Source organism: Pseudohongiella sp. O18 (genome assembly GCF_021729085.1).
Classification (GTDB): domain Bacteria; phylum Pseudomonadota; class Gammaproteobacteria; order Pseudomonadales; family Pseudohongiellaceae; genus Pseudohongiella.
Genome location: NZ_JAJSAR010000002.1, coordinates 1,152,179 through 1,170,757, shown reverse-complemented (window position 1 = coordinate 1,170,757; position 18,579 = coordinate 1,152,179). Strand labels below are relative to the sequence as shown.

Genomic DNA, 18,579 nt, shown 5'->3' with positions numbered 1-18,579 from the left:
GAATCGAATTGACTACCCGTATTGCTCTGGGCGTTGAATATAATGGCGCCCGCTTTTCCGGCTGGCAGCGCCAGGCCTCGCCACCACTGCCGACAGTCCAGGGCCAACTGGAAACGGCGCTCTCGCGTATCGCAAACCAGCAAGTGGCGATCAGCTGCGCGGGCCGCACTGACGCCGGTGTCCATGCCACGGGCCAGGTTATCCATTTCGACACAGCCATAGACCGGGGCGCCAAGGCCTGGGTAATGGGCACCAATACCCATCTGCCGCCTGAGATTCGTGTGCAGTGGGCCACGCCGGTTGATGATAATTTCCATGCCCGTCATTCGGCCCGCAGCCGCCGCTATCGTTATGTCATCTATGATCAGCCAGTCAAACCAACTGTGCTTGTGGGTCAGCTGACACACGTGCGTCAGCCTCTGAATGTTGCGATGATGCATGAGGCGGCCCAGCATCTGCTGGGCGAACATGATTTCAGTTCGTTTCGGGGCTCTGGTTGTCAGGCCAATTCACCGTTCCGGGAGATTCGCTCAATCGCGGTTTACCGGCACAACCGTTTTATCATTGTTGAAGTCGAGGCAAACGCCTTTCTGCTGCATATGGTTCGCAACATCACGGGTACATTGTTGCAGGTGGGCTTCGCCAGACAGCCCACAGACTGGGTGCGCGACGTGCTGATGAGCCGGGACCGCAAGAAGGGTGGCGATACGGCACGTCCCGATGGCCTGTTCCTGGTTCATGTTGGCTATCCCGATTATCCGGATCTGCCGCAGTTGCCGCTGGGGCCATGCTTTCTGTAGATTCTCGCCTGTGGCGCTGGCTGCAATTGCGCTGACGCAAAGTGTACACAGCAACATCCCTTGAGCATTTTTCCCCTCAGTCCCGGTTATACTCACACATGAACGCGTGTTCTCTGGTAAAATCCGGGCCCCTGCCTTGTGTCGAAACAGAGCTTGATGCAATCAGGCAGGACCTGAATGACGGCGCATGGCAGCGTCGATTTGCTCCCGGAAAAACAACTGAACGACCCTCAGGATGAGCATGACATTGCGAACACGCGTAAAAATCTGCGGCATAACCCGTCCTCAGGATGCCGTGCTGGCCGCCAGACTGGGTGCGGATGCACTGGGTCTGATGTTCTATGCCGGCAGTAAACGCGCCATCACACTGAGGCAGGCTGCCGAAATTCGCGCCGCAGTGCCAGCATTTGTCAGTGTTGTGGGTCTGTTTGTTAACCCGCAGCGTATTGATGTGGAGTCCACCCTGCAGGCGGTTCATCTGGACTGTCTGCAATTTCATGGCGATGAGGACCCCGCGTTCTGTGAGTCATTTGCCATACCCTACATCAAGGTTGTGCGCGTGCCGGCAGAAGCTGACGAGAGCGGCCACGGGAAGCTTCTGCAGCAGGTCGAAAAGCAGGCTGAGCAATTTTCCGGGGCCAGTGCCATATTGCTGGACACCTACGACCCGCAGCAGCGCGGCGGGACAGGTAAACAATTTGACTGGATGCTGGCGCGGCGCTGTGTAGAGCAGATTGCCGCACCGGTTGTCCTGGCCGGGGGGCTGAGCGCTGACAATGCCGCCCGTGCCATCAACGAGGTTCGACCCTGGGCGCTGGATCTCAGCTCCGGGGTGGAAAGCGAGCCGGGTATCAAAGACCCGGATAAACTGCAGGCATTTTTTGAAGAGGTTAACCGTGTCCGTATCTGAGTCAGAACATGTTGCCACTACGGCAACCGCGCAGGATCCGTTCAGTGGTCCCGACCTGACCGGCCATTTTGGTCGATTTGGCGGGATCTTTGTTGGCGAAACGCTGATGGCAGCTGTAGAAGAGCTCGATCGCGTCTATCGTCAACTGTCTGGCGATCCGCAGTTCTGGCGTGACTTCGACTACGACATGGCGCATTACGTTGGCCGGCCATCGCCGCTGTATCACGCTGAAAGACTGAGCGAACATGCCGGCGGCGCAAAGATCATTCTCAAGCGGGAAGATCTCAATCACACCGGTGCGCACAAGATCAACAACACCATCGGGCAGGCACTGCTGGCCAAATACATGGGCAAGCCGCGCATCATCGCCGAAACCGGTGCCGGTCAGCACGGAGTGGCCAGCGCCACGGTAGCGGCCCGGCTGGGGTTGGAGTGTCATGTCTACATGGGAGCCGAGGACGTCAAACGTCAGGCAGCAAACGTCTACCGCATGAAACTGCTGGGAGCCAATGTTGTGTCTGTGACTTCCGGGTCCCGCACTTTGAAGGACGCCATGAATGAGGCACTGCGCGACTGGGCAACCAACGTAGATAACACCTACTACATTATTGGTACCGTGGCCGGCCCACACCCTTATCCCATGCTGGTCCGAGATTTTCAGGCCATCATCGGTCGCGAAGCCCGTGAGCAGTCGCTGGCCGAGTACGGTAAATTGCCGGACGCGCTGGTTGCCTGTGTGGGTGGTGGATCCAATGCCATTGGTCTGTTCCATCCCTTCCTGCGCGACAAAGATGTGGCGATTTATGGTGTCGAAGCTGGTGGTGACGGCGTCGAGACCGGCCGTCATGCGGCGCCGCTGTCGGCGGGCAAGCCCGGCGTATTGCACGGCAACCGTACCTACATCATGAGCGATGACAACGGTCAGATTCTGGAGACGCATTCGGTTTCAGCCGGTCTGGACTACCCGGGTGTGGGCCCTGAACACGCCTGGCTGAAAGATGCCGGTCGCGCCAACTATGTGTCGGTCACAGATACCGAAGCACTGGATGCATTCCGCTTGCTGACACGCAAGGAAGGCATCATCCCGGCCCTCGAGTCGGCGCATGCGATAGCCTATGCTATTAAGCTGGCAGCGACCATGTCGCCTGATCAGACGGTTCTGGTCAATCTGTCCGGTCGAGGCGACAAGGATATCCATACGGTTGCCGGCATTGATGGCATTACCGTCTAGCAGAGCACAGGGAGAGGCAAGCGAACATGAGTAGAATCAGCAAAACGATTGCGGCCGCCAAACAGGCGGGCCGCAAGGTTCTGGTACCTTATCTGGTGGCTGGTGACCCCGACCGGGACACCACGGTGACCCTGATGCACCAGCTGGTCAGCAACGGCGCTGACATCATCGAGCTGGGTGTGCCATTCAGCGACCCATCCTCTGACGGTCCGGTGATTCAGCTGGGCGCCGAGCGCGCGCTGCGCCAGGGCGTGGGCATGAAGACCGTGCTGTCCATCGTCAGCGAGTTTCGTCAGAAAGATGACAAAACGCCAATTGTGCTGATGGGTTATCTGAACCCACTGGAAGTCATGGGTTATGAGAACTTCGTCAGCCAGGCCAGCTCGGCAGGCGTTGACGGCGTGCTGGTGGTGGATCTGCCGGTCAGTGAGGCGAAAGAACTGCTGGCACTGACGCAACCGGCCGAGATGGATATCATTTTCCTTGTGGCTCCCACGACAACCGAAAAGCGCCTCCAGGGTATCTGTGAGCACAGTTCAGGTTACCTGTACTATGTGTCGCTGAAGGGCGTCACCGGGGCTGCCATCACTGACGCAGACTCAATTGCCGAGCGTGTTAAAGCGCTTCGCGAGCGCACTGAGCTGCCTGTCGTGGTGGGCTTTGGCATCAAGGATGAGGCCAGCGCAACATCAATGGCAGCTATCAGTGACGGGGTTATCGTGGGTAGTGCACTGGTCCAGAAAATCGGCGAGCTGACTGACTCTGGCGCCCGTGATGAGGCCGCTGTAGCGCAGGCCTGCGAGCTGATCGGGCGTCTGCGCAAGGCGCTTGACGCATAGATTGGCGGAAAATGTTATAGTACCCGACCCGAGGCCATAACTTGGGCTTTAAACATCAGGAATCGATTGACAGGAATCAGGTATGAGCTGGATTAACAAAATCCTTCCCTCCATTCGCAACAGCAGTGCGGCGCCCGATGGTGCCAAACAGAAATCCAGTGTGCCCGAAGGGCTCTGGAAGAAATGCCCACGCTGTGAGGCAGTCCTGTATCGTCCCGACCTCGAGCGTAATCACGATGTCTGCCCCAAGTGCGACCATCACATGCGTATTACCGCACGGCGTCGTCTGGACCTGTTTCTGGACGATGACAGCGCACAGGAGCTGTTCGAGGATATCGAGCCCGTAGATATCCTGAAGTTCAAGGATCTCAAAAAGTACAAAGATCGTCTGTCCGCCGCGCAGAAAAGCACCGGTGAGAAGGATGCCCTGGTGGTTGTGCAGGGCAAGGTATGCGATGTCGAGGCAGTTGTTGCAGCCTTCGAATTCGGCTTTATTGGTGGTTCCATGGGTGCCGTGGTGGGTGAGAAATTTGTGCAGGCGATCAACACCTGCATCCAGCAGCGCCTGCCGCTGATCTGTTTCTCCACCAGTGGTGGCGCCCGTATGCAGGAAGCACTGGTATCCCTGATGCAGATGGCAAAAACTTCTGCTGCGCTGGAGCGTCTGCGTGGCGAAGGTCTGCCGTTCATCTCCGTGCTGGTCGATCCAGTTTACGGCGGTGTCTCGGCCAGTCTCGCGATGCTGGGTGACATTAACGTCGCCGAACCTCGCGCTCTGGTAGGTTTCACAGGTCCCGACGTGATTCGTCAGACGGTTCGCGTCAAACTGCCGGAAGGTTTCCAGCGCAGCGAGTTCCTGCTGGAGCATGGCGCTATCGATATGATCGTGCATCGCAAGGATATGCGCCGCACCGTCGCTGGTCTGGTTTCCAAGCTGATGCAACTGCCGCCGGCTGCCTGATAAATGACGCAGGCCGCCACCCTGGCGCAATGGCTGGACTATATCCAGCGTTTACACCCTTCTGAAATCGACATGGGCCTGGACCGGGTGCGTGAGGTCGCGCAGCGACTTGGCGTCACCCGACCGGCGCCTACCGTAATCACGGTTACCGGCACCAACGGCAAGGGCAGCCACGTGGCGGCGCTGGAGGCGCTATCGCTGGCCCTGAAGCTCCGTGTCGGTACTTATACCTCCCCGCACATCCTGAACTACAACGAACGTGTGCGACTCAACGGTCAGGACATCACTGACCAGCCATTGATCGATGCTTTCGAGCGCATCGAGCAGATGCGCGGTGATATCTCTCTCAGCTATTTTGAGTTTGGTACGCTGGCAGCACTGATGATTTTTCAGCAGTCGCCGCTGGATGTCGTGGTATTGGAGGTCGGTCTGGGTGGTCGACTCGATGCTGTGAACATCATCGATGCCGACGTCGCCATCATCAGCAGCATCGGCCTGGATCACCAGGAATACCTGGGTAACAGCCGCGAATCAGTGGCGCGCGAAAAAGCAGGCATCATGAGAGCCGGCAAACCGGTTGTTTGTGTTGATGCCAATCCGCCAGCCAATCTGCTGGAGATAGCCGAATCGCTGGCTAGCCCGCTTTATTTGATTGGTCGGGAATTTAATGCGATCGACGACGGTCCCGTGTGGCGCTGTGAATTGACGGTTGCCAGCACGCACTCTGGCGTCGCCGGCACGGCGGCAGACTCCCTGACGAGTGCAGGGGGTGAAAGCCGCGTGAGCGGGCCCCGGTGGCAACTGAACAATCTGCCCATGCCACGCCTGCAGACGCGCAATGTTGCTGGTGCTTTGCAGGCCGCGGTGCTGAGCGGCTTGATTACTGACCAGGAACAGCTGAACTCAGTCCTGCTGTCCATGTTGCCGACGCTGCAACTGGCCGGACGACTGCAGTACCTGACAATTGCCTTTGATCAGACCACAGATCCGGCACAAAACAAAAGCAGAACAGTACTGCTGGATGTGTCCCACAACCCCCAGGCGGCACTGTCGCTGGCAGCAGAGCTGGCGAGCTGGCGCAAACGGGATGGACAGGCGGGGCAGGGTAGCGAGACACCAGCGGTCGGGCACAGCCCCAGCATCCGGGTGATTTTGGCGATGATGCAGGACAAAGATCATATTGGATACGTTTCGCCTTTAGAAAAGCATGTCGATTTCTGGTATATTGCGCACGTCGATATGCCGCGCTGCATCGGTGCCGAACAACTCGCCGGGCGGCTGCGCGAAGCGGGTATTGGTGAGACCGCTGATACCGCCAGCATTCGTGCCTTTACGGATGTCGGCAGTGCACTCGACTCAGCCTGTCGTGAAGCGTCGCCGCATGATCTGCTTGTTGTATGTGGTTCTTTTTTCACCGTATCCGATGCGCTGCACTGGTTATCGCCGAAGACCTGATCAGCGTCGCCCGGAACACAGAGACAGACAGTGACAGCAACTGTTAAAAAAGAGGCCCTGCCGCTTTGAATCAGAACACCCGTCAACGACTGATTGGCACGCTGGTACTGGGCCTGCTCGCCCTGATATTACTGCCGATGATTTTCGACGGCGAAGGCAGTTACCAACCACCACTGCAAACCAATATTCCTGCAGAGCCAGCTCGTCCCGATGTTACCCGGGAGATGCCGACTCGACCGGTGATTACGGCCGATACGGATGCCATCCGCATAAGGCCACAGACCGAGCCTGAACAAGAACCCGCCCAAGCAACGGACGAGCCAGCTTCAGCCAGCGAACAGACTGAAGCGGGCACTGACAACGCAGGCCTCGCGCAGGCTGACTCCGGCTCAACAACGAGCGACACCGCCGAAGCCGAGCCGCAGACTGCTGAAGCCGCTCCAGAAACTGCACAGGCCGCTGCTGAAACTACACAAGCGACACCGGCCGATCAGCAGGCAGAAGTGACGTCGGCGCTTGATTATCGAGGACTGCCCGAAGCGTGGAGTGTGCGACTGGCATCGTTTTCCAGCCAGGCTAATGCCAGCAATCTGTTGAACCGCCTGGTGGGAGATGGGCATCGTGCCTACACACGGCAGATCGATTCAAGTCAGGGGCCGTTGACAGCTGTGTTTGTTGGGCCACTGGTAGACCGTGCCGCAGCCCAGAGTCTGCTGGAAATGCTGCGCTCCGATTACGAGCTCAATGGGCTGGTGGTGCGCTACCAGATTGAGGAGTAACAGATGCTGAACTGGGTCGATGTAGCAATCCTGATCGTGGTGAGCATCTCCGCAGTCTTTGGTATCTCGCGCGGATTTGTGCGCGAAGTACTGTCCGTGCTGGCATGGATCGCCGCCATCGTCGTGGCGCGGCTTTACAGCCCGCATCTGGCACCGTTTTTTACAGTTACTGACAATGAAACCGCCCGTTACGCGCTGGCCTTTGCCGTGCTGTGTCTGCTTACTCTGATCGTCGGCGGCATCATCAATCATTTCATGGCGCGACTGGTCAGCATGGTGGGTCTGCAGATGACCGACCGGTTGCTGGGCACTCTGTTTGGGGTGGCGCGCGGTGTGATCATTGTTGCCATTGTTGTCTATTTTGCTGCCAGCTCCTACAGCCTGGAGCTCTGGTGGCAGGAGTCTGTTGCCATTCCTTACATTGAACGTGTTATCGAATGGGGACAATCCATGCTCGGCAGCGATCCTGCCGCAGTCTGATTTTTTACGCTGGTTTATGGAGTATTTTGCATGTGTGGTTTAGTTGGCATCGTTGGCAACTCAGATGTGGCCGTTTCACTCTACGATACACTGACGGTGTTGCAGCATCGCGGTCAGGATGCGGCAGGTATTGCAACCTGCGATAACGGCAAGCTGAATTTGCGCAAAGACAACGGCCTGGTTAAAGATGTCTTTCGAACCCGACATATGCGGCGCCTGACCGGCAAGATGGGTATTGGCCATGTCCGCTATCCCACCGCCGGCAGCTCCAGTCCGGCGCTGGCGCAACCGTTTTATGTAAACTCTCCCTACGGCCTCTGCCTGGCCCATAACGGCAACCTGACCAACTCCGCCAAACTCTCCGAAGAACTGTATTCCGAAGACCTTCGTCACATCAACACCGATTCCGACTCCGAAGTCCTGCTCAACATTTTTGCCCACGAACTGCAGCAGGTTGGCCGCGTTGCGCCGACTGCTGAAGATGTTTTCCAGGCAGTGGAGGGTGTTCATCGTCGCTGTCGGGGTGGTTATGTCGCACTGGTCATGATCACCGGTTACGGCATTGTTGGTTTCCGCGACAAAAACGGCATTCGTCCACTGGTGTTTGGCAAGAAAGAAGTGGCAGGCGGCCAGACCGAATACATGCTGGCGTCAGAGAGCGTCGCGCTGGACTCGCAGGGTTTTGACCTGGTGAGAGACGTGGCACCTGGTGAGGCCGTGTACATCGACTCCAAGGGCAATCTGCACACCCGTATCTGCTCCGAGCCCGCGCCCTATGCCCCGTGTATCTTCGAACATGTCTATTTTGCGCGACCTGACTCCCTGATGGACGGAATCTCGGTTTACAAGGCACGTCTGAGAATGGGTGAGCGCCTCGCCGACAAGGTCAAACGCCTGCGTCCGGACCACGACATCGACGTGGTCATTCCGATTCCCGACACCAGCCGCACCTCCGCGCTGGAACTGGCCAACCATCTGGGCGTCAAATACCGCGAAGGTTTCGTCAAGAACCGCTACATCGGCCGTACCTTCATTATGCCGGGTCAGAGTGAGCGTCGTAAATCCGTGCGCCAGAAACTCAATGCCATCGAACTCGAATTCCGCGGCAAGAACGTATTGCTGGTCGATGACTCCATCGTGCGTGGCACCACCTGTCGCCAGATCATCCAGATGGCCCGCGAAGCCGGTGCCCGCAAAGTGTACTTCGCTTCTGCAGCACCACCCGTGCGTTACCCCAACGTCTACGGAATCGACATGCCGGCAGCCTCCGAGCTGATCGCTCATGATCGTACCGAACTGCAGGTACAGGAACTGATCGGCGCCGACTGGCTGGTTTTCCAGGACCTGCCCGACCTGATCGCGGCTGCCCACGAAGGCAACCCAAAGATCAAGCAGTTTGAATGTGCGGTCTTCAACGGTGAATACATCACCGGCGATGTCGATCAGCAGTACCTCAAGGCCCTGGAAGCCGCCCGCAACGACGCTGCTAAAAAAGCCCGCGCCAACACCAAGGCCGAGCCGGCTAACGATGAGGCGTGACGCCGATCAGCGACCAACTGATAAACCATCTTTCTTGCTCGAAAATCACCTCCCTTTACCCAATTGGCTAATAGGGAGGTAGTTAGTTTCGGGCTAAGATTCAGCGAATTGACAACTATAGCCTATAAAGTCCTACTGTGGTTTGGCAGTGATTAGAAAAATTGGATCTATTCTCCGTATACTGATTCTAGACCTTCCCAGTCGGGATCGGCCTAACAGAGTTTTGTTTGTTGGGGTAGCTCGCTTAGTTGGGTTTCTCTGTTTCATCATCGTGTGGCAAAACTTCCTCAACTTGATAAATGGGAACCCTACACCGGATGAAGTAGCTAGCTATAGCGGTGTTCTCTATGATGCAGGCGCGTCACGGTATGGTCGGTTTGTTGTTATTGATGGCGATGAAGGCTTCAAGTATTTTGAAGCTTTTTTACCAATCCGTTCAACCGATGGTACGCCCAGTATTGAGACGCTCCAAGGGATGCTAGGTGTGGAGGTCGACGTACTGTATGAGGTTAGATTTGGTACTTTTTTTGAGCAGGAAGTCCTGTTGAGACGACTGCAGATCAAAGGAACCGACTTATATGATTACTGGGATTTTGAAGGAAGATTTGTAACACGGACCGTACTTGGCCGCTTGGGTGCAATATCGGCATTACTACTATTTCTGATTGCCGTCTTTATATACATAACGATAACTAAATCACGGAGCGATCATGGGGTTACTACTGTTTCATAAAGGAGTAGACGAAGAAAAATATTTTAACTGCGTAAAGTAGTGCTCAGGTCGTGCCCGATCTGAACGCCGCCGCCCACGAAGGTAACCCCAAGATCAAGCAGTTTGAATGCGCGGTCTTTAACGGCGAATACATCAGCGGTGATGTCGACGAGCAATACCTCAAGGCCCTTGGAGCCGCCCGCAACGACGCTGCCAAACAGGCACGTGCCAATACCAAGGCGGAGCCGGCTAACGAAGAAGCATGACGGTCACGCTGTTTGTGATATAAGAGAGTTTCTGCTGACAGGAGCTCTCGATCATGCAACCAACGACGCAACGCATCGAAACACTGGACGTCCTCCGTGGCCTGGCGGTTCTGGGTATTCTGGTCATGAATATCCAGTCCTTCGCCATGCCCATGGCAGCCTATCTTAATCCTGCGGCTTTTGGCTCCCTGGAGGGGATCAACGGACTCGTCTGGTCGATCGGCCACCTGCTGACCGATCAGAAGATGATGGCGCTGTTCTCCATGCTGTTTGGCGCCGGCATTCTGCTGTTCTGCGAACGCGCTGAGGCCTCCGGGCGATCTGTTGCCAAATACTATTACCGTCGAAATCTATGGCTGGTGGTCTTCGGTTTATTGCACGGTTACCTGCTGTGGTCTGGCGATATTCTGTTCCTTTACGGAATCTGCGCCTGTCTGCTGTATCCGCTGCGCCGCAAATCGGTGCGGACCCTGATAATTCTGGGAGTGCTTGCGCTTTCAATCTCATCGGCGCTGTATCTGTTGACGGGAGTCGCTCTGAACGCGATGCCTCCCGAAGAAGTGACGACCACGATCCTGCCTGGGTGGCAACCCGCCCCACAGCAGATGAGCGAAGAAATTGCTGCATTTCAGGGTAACTGGGTCACTCAGATGCAGGCCAGAGTCCCGGCAACTCAGGAGATGCAGGGGCTGGTGCTGATGATGTGGGGATTCTGGCGCGCAAGCGGCATGATGCTGCTGGGCATGGCACTGTACAAAACCGGCATCATAACGGGCAGGGCAGAGCGTGTCGTTTATTTGCGACTGCTGTGGCTGGGTCTCGCGGCAGGCTTGCCACTGGTTGCCTTCGGCATATTCTGGAACTTCAGCAATGACTGGCAGGTTTCCTCGATGTTCACCGGCTCCCAATTCAACTACTGGGGCAGTGTGCTGGTCAGCCTGGGCTGGATGGCGCTGATCGTGCTGACGCTCAAGGGCAAGCGACTGACTGCCCTGACTGACAGGCTGGCGGCTACCGGTCGCATGGCGTTCAGCAACTACATCATGCAGACGCTGATCTGTGGTTTCATTTTCTACGGCCACGGGCTGGGACTGATCGGTCAGGTGGAGCGCTGGGGGCAGATCCTGATTGTGTTTGGGGTGTGGGTGCTGCAGCTGTGGCTATCGCCTGTCTGGTTGCGGCACTTCCGGTTCGGTCCGCTGGAATGGCTCTGGAGATCACTCACCTACGGCCAGCTGCAACCGTTCCGGCGCTCTTAAGTACTCTTGATTCTGGAGCGGGCCGAGAGGTGGGTGTCAGATCGCGCCCGGATCGCATCCTTTCACCTGGCGCCCGGCGGTGCGGAACTCGACCTCGCTCGCTACGCGGGCTCGGGACTCGAACAGTCCTACCCGCTTATCGGGCGCCATGCAAAAGGATAAAGCGCGCCAACCGCCATGGATGGCGGGAATGCAGGTTTTGCAGGAGCAAAAACCTGTCTGATGGAGATGCTGACACCCACCTCCCGGCCCTCGTGCCGCATTTTTAGCTCAGAACAAAAATCGCACTGACGCCGCTGCACCGGCTTCAATGCCTCGGGGGTCGCTTTCGAAAAGGCGATGCTCCTCGCCAGGTTTTTCTCGCTCGCGTTGCATCGACCGTAAGCGCATAGTGCTTTTACCGATCTATAGTGTGGCCGACGCTAGCACAAGGGCAGGGTGGCGGGTAGCAGATTACGACCAATCAGGGCGCGCTTATCCTTTTGCCTGTCACCCGATCAGCGGGAGGACTGTCTGAGTCCCGAGCCCGCGAAGCGCGCGAGGTCGAGTTCCGCCCCGCCGGGTGACAGGCGAAAGGATGCGATCCGGGCGATGATCAATACCCGCCTTCCGGACCGTAGCTGAAAGCGCCGATGCTCAGCCGCCGGCAATTTTGGCAGCGATGCCGCGTTCGGCCAGGAGTTGCTGGATCAGTGTGCGCTGGTCGCCCTGGATTTCGATTGTGCCGCCCTTGACTGCGCCGCCGCAGCCGCAGCGCGTCTTTAAATCTTTAGCCAGCTTCTCCAGATCTGATGCATTCATCGCCAGTCCCTCGACAATGGAGACACCCTTGCCCTTACGGCCTTTGGTTTCGCGGCGGATTCTGACCCTGCCGTCGCCCAGTATCTGTTGGGAGGCGGTTTCGGCACAGCGGCAGTCGTCGAGTGGCATCTGGCACTCAGGGCAGAGGCGTCCCTTGTCGGTGCTGTAGACCGAGCGCGTGGAGAGGCCGGCAAGTTGTTCCTGCAGCGTCTTCTTCATAACTGGTGTCAGTTGCGGTAGAGCGGGGGCAAAGCGTAGGGTGCGGCCTGGCGCTCCGCGCGGCGTTGCTGCGCGTTCTGGTCGCGGTAACGTGTCAGCAGATCAAGCAGGCGCTGGCGTTGCTCACTGGTATACGCGTCTTTGCCACTGTTGCCGCTGTACAGGGATGCCTGCAGCTGCGTAAAGGCATCACGTATGTCTACACTGTCCAGTCGTGCCGCCAGGTCGTCCAGGTTGTAGAGACCGGCGTCCATGAAGTACTGACGTCCCCAGGCAATCAGTTGCAGGCGGATCTGCTGAGCGTCGGCATTTTTCAGGCGGTTGCCCAGTTCAGTAAATGCCTGTTTCTCCTGGCCGTCTTCGATGTCGCTGGCGTAGGCTTCAGTCTTGTGAATGACAGGTACTTCTGTCTGCTCATTGCGCTGCTGCTGACGTCGCCACAGCCACCACATCATGCCCAGTACCACAACAATCACCAGAGCCATCAGATTCAGTATCCAGGCCGGCGTCTGAACTTCGCTGATCAGTTCATCCTGCAGCGAGTCGAGAGAGGCCAGGGTCAGATCGCTGCCTTCCTGGCCGGCTTCAACGGCCTCTTCTGCAACACCGCCCACAGGCGCGATGCGGATAAACGACGACGGTATGACGGCCTCGCGCTGTTCATCTTCGTCTGTATCCCACCAGGGCAGATTGATTTCCGGAATGACCACTGAACCGGCCTCGGTTGCTACCAGCTCGTAGCTCTCTACCCGAGTACCAACAACATTGCCGTCGATAACCGTGCGCTCGATGTCAGCCGGTTCCGGGTAGACATTCATGCCTTCGATTTCGTTTTGCGACAGTGGCGGCAGGGCGGCACCATCGAGGCCACTGGCGACCACGGTGATGGTACGCCGAACTGAATCACCGGGCTGCATGGTGGTGATGTCGCGACTCCAGTTTTCGGTAATCTGTATGTTCTGGGCGGGCAGCCAGGTGTTCTCCGGGAAGCCGGCAGGCCTTTCTTTCACTTCCACCGTGTAGCCATCGGCGAAGGCGGTGATCGGGCGCATATTGGGGTTGCGGAACACAAAGTTACTGGAGCCGTCGGTCAGCTCGCCGCGGAAGACAATATCGGGGATTTCCAGTTCGCCACTGCGCTGTGGGAAGATCACATAGTTGATTTCGTAAACGCCGTAACGCGTGCCATCGATCAGCCGCTCATATTGATGGGGTGGACCCAGCGTCTGGACCACAGCACCCTCCGGAGCGACTTCCGTAAAGTTGGGATTGCGGATGCCGGCAATCGTGTAATACAGGCGGATTGTGTAGAGCAACTGCTCCTGAACATAAATGGAGTCTTTACTTAGCACTGTCTCCATAAACACATCCTGGCCGTTGCCAGGGCCGGTGCCGGTTGGCTCGGTTACAGTGATTGTGTAGGAAGGGGTCTGTTCGCCCGCGACAGCGATAGGGGGTATTTCCTGCTCACCCAGGTTGCGGGGAAACAGTACCAGTCGGTAGTCAGTCCAGGATTCGATGCGGTTATTGACCGAGCGCAGATGGCTGGCAGAGCGCGTGGATACGACTTCAAAGGAATCGCGCAGTGGCTCCAGGTCAATCTGCACGCCGCCTTGCTGGCCATGCACGCGAACGGTCAAGGTGACGGTTTCGCCGCGCACGAGCTCGGTGCGGTCAAGCTGGGTTTCTACCCGCGCCTGTTGCCCCAGTGCAGTGGCACTGAACAGCAGAACCGTCATCAGGACGGTCAGTAGGCTTGTCAGGCTAAGCAGACGTTTCATAGTTCACCGTGTCATGTGTATCGTATTGTTGCAGGCATCTCACTGGCTTGCCTGGCGACGTTCCAGCATGCGACGTCGCGACTCGAACTGGAACTTGCGCTGCAGCAGTTCACCAGGATTGTCTTCAATGCGCCGCAGGAACTGTTCAAGAGACTCCTGGTCTTCCTCAAACTCGGTGTTCTCGCTGCGCTGATTCTTCTGCGAATCGTCAGTCTGGGCGTCTTCAGTTTCTTGAGGCGGTGTTTCCTGCTCCTGGGGTTCCTGAGGCTCCTGCTCCTGAGGCTCCTGTTCATCCTCCAGCGCAGGCTCGGCTTCTTCCTCGTTCTCTTCGCTCTCAGCCTCAGCCTCGGACTGCTCCTGCTGTTCCTGTTCCTGCTGTTCCTGCTCCTGTTGCTCCTGCTGTTGTTGCAACAGTTGTTCTACAATTTCTTTGTTGTGCAGCGCATCGGCGTGATCAGGTTCCTGGGCCAGGACGCGATCATAGGCGGCGATGGATTCTTCAAAGCGCTCCGCGTGAGCCAGGGCATTGCCGAGGTTGTAAAGAGAGCGTACGTCGTCTGACTGGCTGAAGCCTTCAATGGCGGCCTGGTAGTTACCGGCTTTATAGTTAGCCGCTGCACGCCAGGCCTCATTCTCGAACAGCATGGCTGCCGCGGCCGGGTTGTCTTCTTCCAGCGCGCGGGCGGCGCGCTGATCGCTGTTCAGATAGATGGCACGCCAGTCAAACTCGGGCGGGCCAACCGGCATCTGCATGTCCTGTGGAGCACCGCCAATACCCATTTCCTGGGTCAGACCCTGAACCTCGTCTGGCGTGGGCAGTTGTGTCTGGCTTTGCGTTTGAGTCTGCACCTGGGTCAGCGGATCAGTTGAGTCGGGCTCCTGCTCATCCTGCTGTGCCATCACAGGTGTCGGCTGCGCCAGGGTGGCCAGCAGGCCGGCAGTAAGCGCCACTTGCAACACCCAGCCGCGACGGAAGCACAGCGCGCAAAGTGGCAGCATCAACAGCAGCAGCCAGGGCCCGGCATCGCGCCACAGCTCAACTTCTTCTTCAGTTTCCAGGAAAGTATCGTTTTCGCCACGACGCAGGCTCTCTGCCAGCACGGTTTCCAGATCGTTACCGTCAACGGTGATGTCATGATAACGGCCACCCAGTGTCGCGGCGACATCCTGCAAAGCACCGCGATCCATGGCGCTGATCACTACCTGACCATTGCTGTCACGCAGGAATTCACCGCCAGCGGCTGGAATTGGTGCGCCCTGACGGGTGCCTACGCCGATGATATGAACGGGGTAGCCACCGGTACCGGCGTCACGCAGCGCGCCGACTTCGTCAGCCGGAACACCCGAGGTTATCAGCAGGATTCGGCCATTGGTGGTGCCGGCTTCGCGCATCAGGTCGTTGGCCATTGAGACAGCCATCGCCGGATTGTTGCCAATCACGGGCATGATATTGGGGTTAAGGGCGGGTACCATGGCGCGGATACTGACACTGTCGTCCGTCAGCGGTGTCACCAGGTGAGCTTCGCCGGCGTAGACCAGCAATGCCGTCTGACCTTCACGGCGGATATCTAGGATATCCATGATCTTGCGGCGCGCCACGGTGATTCGGTTGGGTTCGAAATCATTGGCGAACATGCCCAGGCTCAGATCCAGCACAATTACCAGTGCGTCCTGGCGCTGCTGTACTGGCTGGGTCTGTTTCGACCAGGTAGGGCCAGACAGGGCAACAATGCCCAGTACCCATACTGCCAGCAGCAGGTACAGTGGCAGTCGCTGCGAGGTGTTTTTGCTGGCATTGAGCAGGTAGGGCAGCAGGCTCTGATCAATGACCTTGTGCCAGGCTGAACCCTGCGCGTCCAGTTTCCACAGGCGACGGAAAAAAAACAGGGCCGGAATCAGGGCCAGCAGCCACAAGGGGCGCAGGAAATGGAAATCGGCGATCGCCTGTGCGAGTGTCACAGATTCGTTCATGCAGACTCTCCACCGGGGACTGAGTCACGGCTCTGTCCCGCGTTCATTGCTGGCGGCATGGCACGCAGCGCCAGCAGGAAGCTGAGCAGCAGTGCCGCACCCAGCGGCCAGTGGAAAAGCTGCGTTTCCGGTCGGTAAGTCTGCTCGTCCTGCTCGATCGGTTCCATGGCATCGAGTTCGTCGTAGATCTCTACCATGTCTTCCAGCGTGCGGGCACGGAAATACAACCCTCCGGTCAGCTCAGCTGCCTCGGCCATGGCTTCATCGTCGATCTCGGAGACCAGGGCGCCGGGCCGGCTGCCGCCAAACATGGAGCGCTGCGCAAACTGATCTGAGGCGACACCCACAATGTGCATCTTGATGCCTTCGGTGCGCGCCAGTTGTGCGGCCTGCAGTGGAGCCAGTTCACCGGCATTGTTGATGCCGTCAGTCAGCAGGATCAGAACGCGGTTGTTCTCTGGCTGTTGGCGCAGCTGTTTAACGCTGAGACCGATGGCATCGCCAATGGCCGTGGCTGATTCGTCGATCATGCCGATCTCCAGCTCCTCGACCATCTGCTGAACGGTTGCCAGATCATAGGTCATCGGTGTCAGCATGTAGGCGTGTGCAGCAAACAGGGTCAGGCCGAGCCGGTCACCGGTGCGCTTTTCCACAAAGTCGCCAATAACGGCTTTCATGACCTGGAATCGCGACAGCTGGGTGTTGTTCAGGAACATGTCCCGCGCTTCCATACTGCCCGACATGTCCAGGGTCAGCATCATGTCACGCCCGGTGGTGGGAATCTCGATCGGTTCGCCGACCCATTGTGGGCGGCTGGCGGCAATCACAACCAGCGTCCAGATCAGACCGCAGAAAATCAGCGTCAGCAGATTGCGGGTGTAGTCATGCGTTGTGTCAGTGTGCAGTTGGACCAGCTGGCGATAGAAGGGCACGCGCAGCGCTGCGTCCTGGCGTGGTGCCCGAGGCATGAACCAGTAGATCAGCAGTGGCAGTGGCAGGGCCAGAAAAACCCAGGGCCAGGAAAATTCAAGCATGATGTGCGCTCGCCGTGCTTGTTGGTTGCTTGCTGCTTTCGATTCTAGCCATATACATGCCCTTTATCCAATGGGCGGCCATCTCGTGCAGCGCGTCGATATCCACGTCACAGCGCGGTGCAAAACGCCCCTGCGCCAGTGCCGTGGCCAGTTGTGGTGTCAGCAGTCCGCGTGAGTCATGTCGGCGCAGGAAGTCGACCCAGGCATCGCCGCTCAGACCAGCTACCTGGTCATGCGGGAAGTGCGCCAGTGCCACACGGCGCAGTACGCTGTTGACGTTGTTTACGTAAAGCAGCCGTTGCTGCATGTCATCACTACCAGCGCTCTGCAGTTGCTGGTGATACTCGTTCAGTGCCTGCTCGGCCTGTTTCAGGCGGCGAGCGCGCTGCATTCTCAGCATCAGGCGCCACAGTCCATACAGTGCCAGTGCCGCCAGCAGCACAATCAGCACCCACCAGCCCGGAGCCAGCGGCCACCAGCCAACCGGTTGCGGGTTGTGTATGTCTGCCAGCTGGCTTAAAGCTTCTGCGATGTCCATTGATGTATCCGTTCGACGACTGGCTCGTCAGTTCTGAATGTCAGCAGTGGTATCTGCAGTTTGTTCATTTCGCCCTGCAGAAAGTCCAGCCGCTGCTGAAACACGCTGCGATAGCTTTCCCGTGCCTTTTTATTGAATGTGTTGAGTGTACCTTTGTCCTGGCCATCGGTAATACTGTAGTAACCGGGCACGGGCAGGTTCTCTTCCAGTGGATCGTAGACAAAGCAGCAGACAACATTGTTATGGCGGGAAATCTGCGACAGATACTGAAAACCTGCATCATCGATGCTGGTGAAATCACTGATGATGTAAAGCGTGCTGCCCGGTTTCGTGATCCGGCGGATTCGGCCCAGCGTGGTCGCCAGACTGCCTGCCTCAGGGTCAGTATTGGCGGCGCGGCGTGTCGCCGAGGCTGCCAGTTCCATATTAAACAGATGCACCTGGTTGAGCAGGTGCAGGGCAGAACGCCGGCTGCGCTTGGGGCGCACCAGACTGAAATCATCGTCTCCGTATACCAGGCCGCCGACACGGTCGCCGTTGTCGATGGCCATCCAGCAGAAAATGGCTGCCGCCTGGGCAGCAACAACTGATTTAAAGGCGGTCTTGCTGCCAAAAAACATGGTGCTGGACTGGTCGATCGCAACCAGCACCGGGCGTTCGCGCTCTTCTCGGTAGACCTTGGTAAAAGGCTTGCCGATGCGGGCGGTGACGCGCCAGTCGATGGTACGGATGTCGTCACCAGGCTGATAGGGGCGAAATTCTTCGAAGTCGATGCCGCGGCCGCGCATCTTGGACATATGCAGGCCCGAGATGCCCGCCACTGAGCGTTTGTGCGAGGCATATTCGATGGTACGCGCCGCGTAGCGCTGCAGCAGCAGATCCTGCAGCGTGATCACGGCGCCGTGAGCCTGATACAGCTCCTGGTGCGGCAGAGTGCTGGCTGTTGGACTCATAAGGTCTCCAGAGACAGGTCGGCAGATGCAGCGTCAGTCAGACAGATCATG

General features: G+C 57.7%; 18 protein-coding genes. 12 read left to right on the top strand and 6 right to left on the bottom strand.

Translation table 11 applies throughout. The features are described from left to right. The first annotated feature begins 8 nt into the window (after positions 1 to 8). The 12 genes from truA (at position 9) to LVD14_RS12530 (ending at position 11,231) form a co-directional block, all read left to right on the top strand. The gene (truA, locus tag LVD14_RS12585) at positions 9 to 800 is read left to right on the top strand and encodes a tRNA pseudouridine(38-40) synthase TruA (protein WP_237134413.1); all 792 of its coding nucleotides are present in this window, start codon (positions 9 to 11) and stop codon (positions 798 to 800) included. Between the two features lie 241 nt (positions 801 to 1,041). Continuing rightward, positions 1,042 to 1,710 carry a phosphoribosylanthranilate isomerase gene (locus LVD14_RS12580; RefSeq protein WP_411268282.1) on the top strand — a complete coding sequence of 223 codons (669 nt, stop codon included), beginning with the start codon at positions 1,042 to 1,044 and terminating at the stop codon, positions 1,708 to 1,710. 55 nt (positions 1,711 to 1,765) lie between these two features. Next, the gene (gene trpB, locus LVD14_RS12575) at positions 1,766 to 2,941 is read left to right on the top strand and encodes a tryptophan synthase subunit beta (protein ID WP_272907336.1); all 1,176 of its coding nucleotides are present in this window, start codon (positions 1,766 to 1,768) and stop codon (positions 2,939 to 2,941) included. A gap of 26 nt (positions 2,942 to 2,967) precedes the next feature. Further along, positions 2,968 to 3,780: a tryptophan synthase subunit alpha gene (gene trpA, locus LVD14_RS12570; RefSeq protein ID WP_237134411.1), complete on the top strand. Its 813-nt coding sequence runs from the start codon at positions 2,968 to 2,970 to the stop codon at positions 3,778 to 3,780. Between the two features lie 82 nt (positions 3,781 to 3,862). Next, entirely contained in the window at positions 3,863 to 4,741 is an 879-nt protein-coding gene (gene accD / locus LVD14_RS12565) for an acetyl-CoA carboxylase, carboxyltransferase subunit beta (protein WP_237134410.1), read from the top strand. 3 nt (positions 4,742 to 4,744) lie between these two features. Beyond that, positions 4,745 to 6,196: a bifunctional tetrahydrofolate synthase/dihydrofolate synthase gene (gene folC / locus LVD14_RS12560; protein WP_237134409.1), complete on the top strand. Its 1,452-nt coding sequence runs from the start codon at positions 4,745 to 4,747 to the stop codon at positions 6,194 to 6,196. 65 nt (positions 6,197 to 6,261) lie between these two features. Next, entirely contained in the window at positions 6,262 to 6,975 is a 714-nt protein-coding gene (locus tag LVD14_RS12555; protein WP_237134408.1) for an SPOR domain-containing protein, read from the top strand. A 3-nt stretch (positions 6,976 to 6,978) separates the two neighbouring features. Next, positions 6,979 to 7,455, top strand: a complete 477-nt coding sequence (locus LVD14_RS12550) for a CvpA family protein (RefSeq protein ID WP_237134407.1) — start codon at positions 6,979 to 6,981, stop codon at positions 7,453 to 7,455. A 30-nt stretch (positions 7,456 to 7,485) separates the two neighbouring features. Next, a complete protein-coding gene (purF, locus tag LVD14_RS12545; protein ID WP_237134406.1) occupies positions 7,486 to 8,994 on the top strand; it encodes an amidophosphoribosyltransferase in 1,509 nt (502 codons plus the stop codon). Positions 8,995 to 9,265: 271 nt separating this feature from the next. Beyond that, on the top strand, positions 9,266 to 9,727 hold the full coding sequence (locus LVD14_RS12540; protein WP_237134405.1) for a hypothetical protein: 462 nt from the start codon (positions 9,266 to 9,268) through the stop codon (positions 9,725 to 9,727). Between the two features lie 50 nt (positions 9,728 to 9,777). After that, positions 9,778 to 9,972, top strand: a complete 195-nt coding sequence (locus LVD14_RS12535; protein ID WP_237134404.1) for a hypothetical protein — start codon at positions 9,778 to 9,780, stop codon at positions 9,970 to 9,972. A 53-nt stretch (positions 9,973 to 10,025) separates the two neighbouring features. Then, entirely contained in the window at positions 10,026 to 11,231 is a 1,206-nt protein-coding gene (locus LVD14_RS12530; protein WP_237134403.1) for a DUF418 domain-containing protein, read from the top strand. Positions 11,232 to 11,867: 636 nt separating this feature from the next. Here LVD14_RS12530 and yciH read toward each other — a convergent pair. The 6 genes from yciH to LVD14_RS12500 are packed head-to-tail and all read right to left on the bottom strand — an operon-like array spanning position 11,868 to position 18,528. Next, positions 11,868 to 12,251 (bottom strand): stress response translation initiation inhibitor YciH, encoded by a 384-nt coding sequence (gene yciH / locus LVD14_RS12525; protein ID WP_237134402.1) that lies wholly within the window; start codon positions 12,249 to 12,251, stop codon positions 11,868 to 11,870. An 8-nt stretch (positions 12,252 to 12,259) separates the two neighbouring features. Next, a complete protein-coding gene (locus LVD14_RS12520) occupies positions 12,260 to 14,032 on the bottom strand; it encodes a BatD family protein (RefSeq protein ID WP_237134401.1) in 1,773 nt (590 codons plus the stop codon). Between the two features lie 39 nt (positions 14,033 to 14,071). Continuing rightward, entirely contained in the window at positions 14,072 to 16,003 is a 1,932-nt protein-coding gene (locus tag LVD14_RS12515; RefSeq protein ID WP_237134400.1) for a VWA domain-containing protein, read from the bottom strand. Further along, positions 16,000 to 17,037: a vWA domain-containing protein gene (locus LVD14_RS12510; RefSeq protein ID WP_237134399.1), complete on the bottom strand. Its 1,038-nt coding sequence runs from the start codon at positions 17,035 to 17,037 to the stop codon at positions 16,000 to 16,002. The genes LVD14_RS12515 and LVD14_RS12510 overlap by 4 nt, the downstream gene beginning before the upstream one ends. Then, positions 17,030 to 17,575, bottom strand: coding sequence for a DUF4381 domain-containing protein (locus tag LVD14_RS12505; protein ID WP_237134398.1), 546 nt, complete (start codon positions 17,573 to 17,575; stop codon positions 17,030 to 17,032). The genes LVD14_RS12510 and LVD14_RS12505 overlap by 8 nt, the downstream gene beginning before the upstream one ends. Then, positions 17,554 to 18,528: a DUF58 domain-containing protein gene (locus LVD14_RS12500; protein WP_237134397.1), complete on the bottom strand. Its 975-nt coding sequence runs from the start codon at positions 18,526 to 18,528 to the stop codon at positions 17,554 to 17,556. The genes LVD14_RS12505 and LVD14_RS12500 overlap by 22 nt, the downstream gene beginning before the upstream one ends. Positions 18,529 to 18,579: the final 51 nt, after the last annotated feature.

Excerpts from the sequence above, each read along its gene's own strand:
- LVD14_RS12550 (WP_237134407.1), top strand. The coding sequence starts at position 6,979 with ATGCTGAACTGGGTCGATGTAGCAATCCTGATCGTGGTGAGCATCTCC.
- LVD14_RS12515 (WP_237134400.1), bottom strand. The coding sequence starts at position 16,003 with ATGAACGAATCTGTGACACTCGCACAGGCGATCGCCGATTTCCATTTC.
- LVD14_RS12530 (WP_237134403.1), top strand. The coding sequence starts at position 10,026 with ATGCAACCAACGACGCAACGCATCGAAACACTGGACGTCCTCCGTGGC.
- LVD14_RS12520 (WP_237134401.1), bottom strand. The coding sequence starts at position 14,032 with ATGAAACGTCTGCTTAGCCTGACAAGCCTACTGACCGTCCTGATGACG.
- LVD14_RS12505 (WP_237134398.1), bottom strand. The coding sequence starts at position 17,575 with ATGGACATCGCAGAAGCTTTAAGCCAGCTGGCAGACATACACAACCCG.
- folC (WP_237134409.1), top strand. The coding sequence starts at position 4,745 with ATGACGCAGGCCGCCACCCTGGCGCAATGGCTGGACTATATCCAGCGT.
- LVD14_RS12500 (WP_237134397.1), bottom strand. The coding sequence starts at position 18,528 with ATGAGTCCAACAGCCAGCACTCTGCCGCACCAGGAGCTGTATCAGGCT.
- LVD14_RS12510 (WP_237134399.1), bottom strand. The coding sequence starts at position 17,037 with ATGCTTGAATTTTCCTGGCCCTGGGTTTTTCTGGCCCTGCCACTGCCA.
- trpA (WP_237134411.1), top strand. The coding sequence starts at position 2,968 with ATGAGTAGAATCAGCAAAACGATTGCGGCCGCCAAACAGGCGGGCCGC.
- accD (WP_237134410.1), top strand. The coding sequence starts at position 3,863 with ATGAGCTGGATTAACAAAATCCTTCCCTCCATTCGCAACAGCAGTGCG.
- LVD14_RS12580 (WP_411268282.1), top strand. The coding sequence starts at position 1,042 with ATGACATTGCGAACACGCGTAAAAATCTGCGGCATAACCCGTCCTCAG.
- purF (WP_237134406.1), top strand. The coding sequence starts at position 7,486 with ATGTGTGGTTTAGTTGGCATCGTTGGCAACTCAGATGTGGCCGTTTCA.
- yciH (WP_237134402.1), bottom strand. The coding sequence starts at position 12,251 with ATGAAGAAGACGCTGCAGGAACAACTTGCCGGCCTCTCCACGCGCTCG.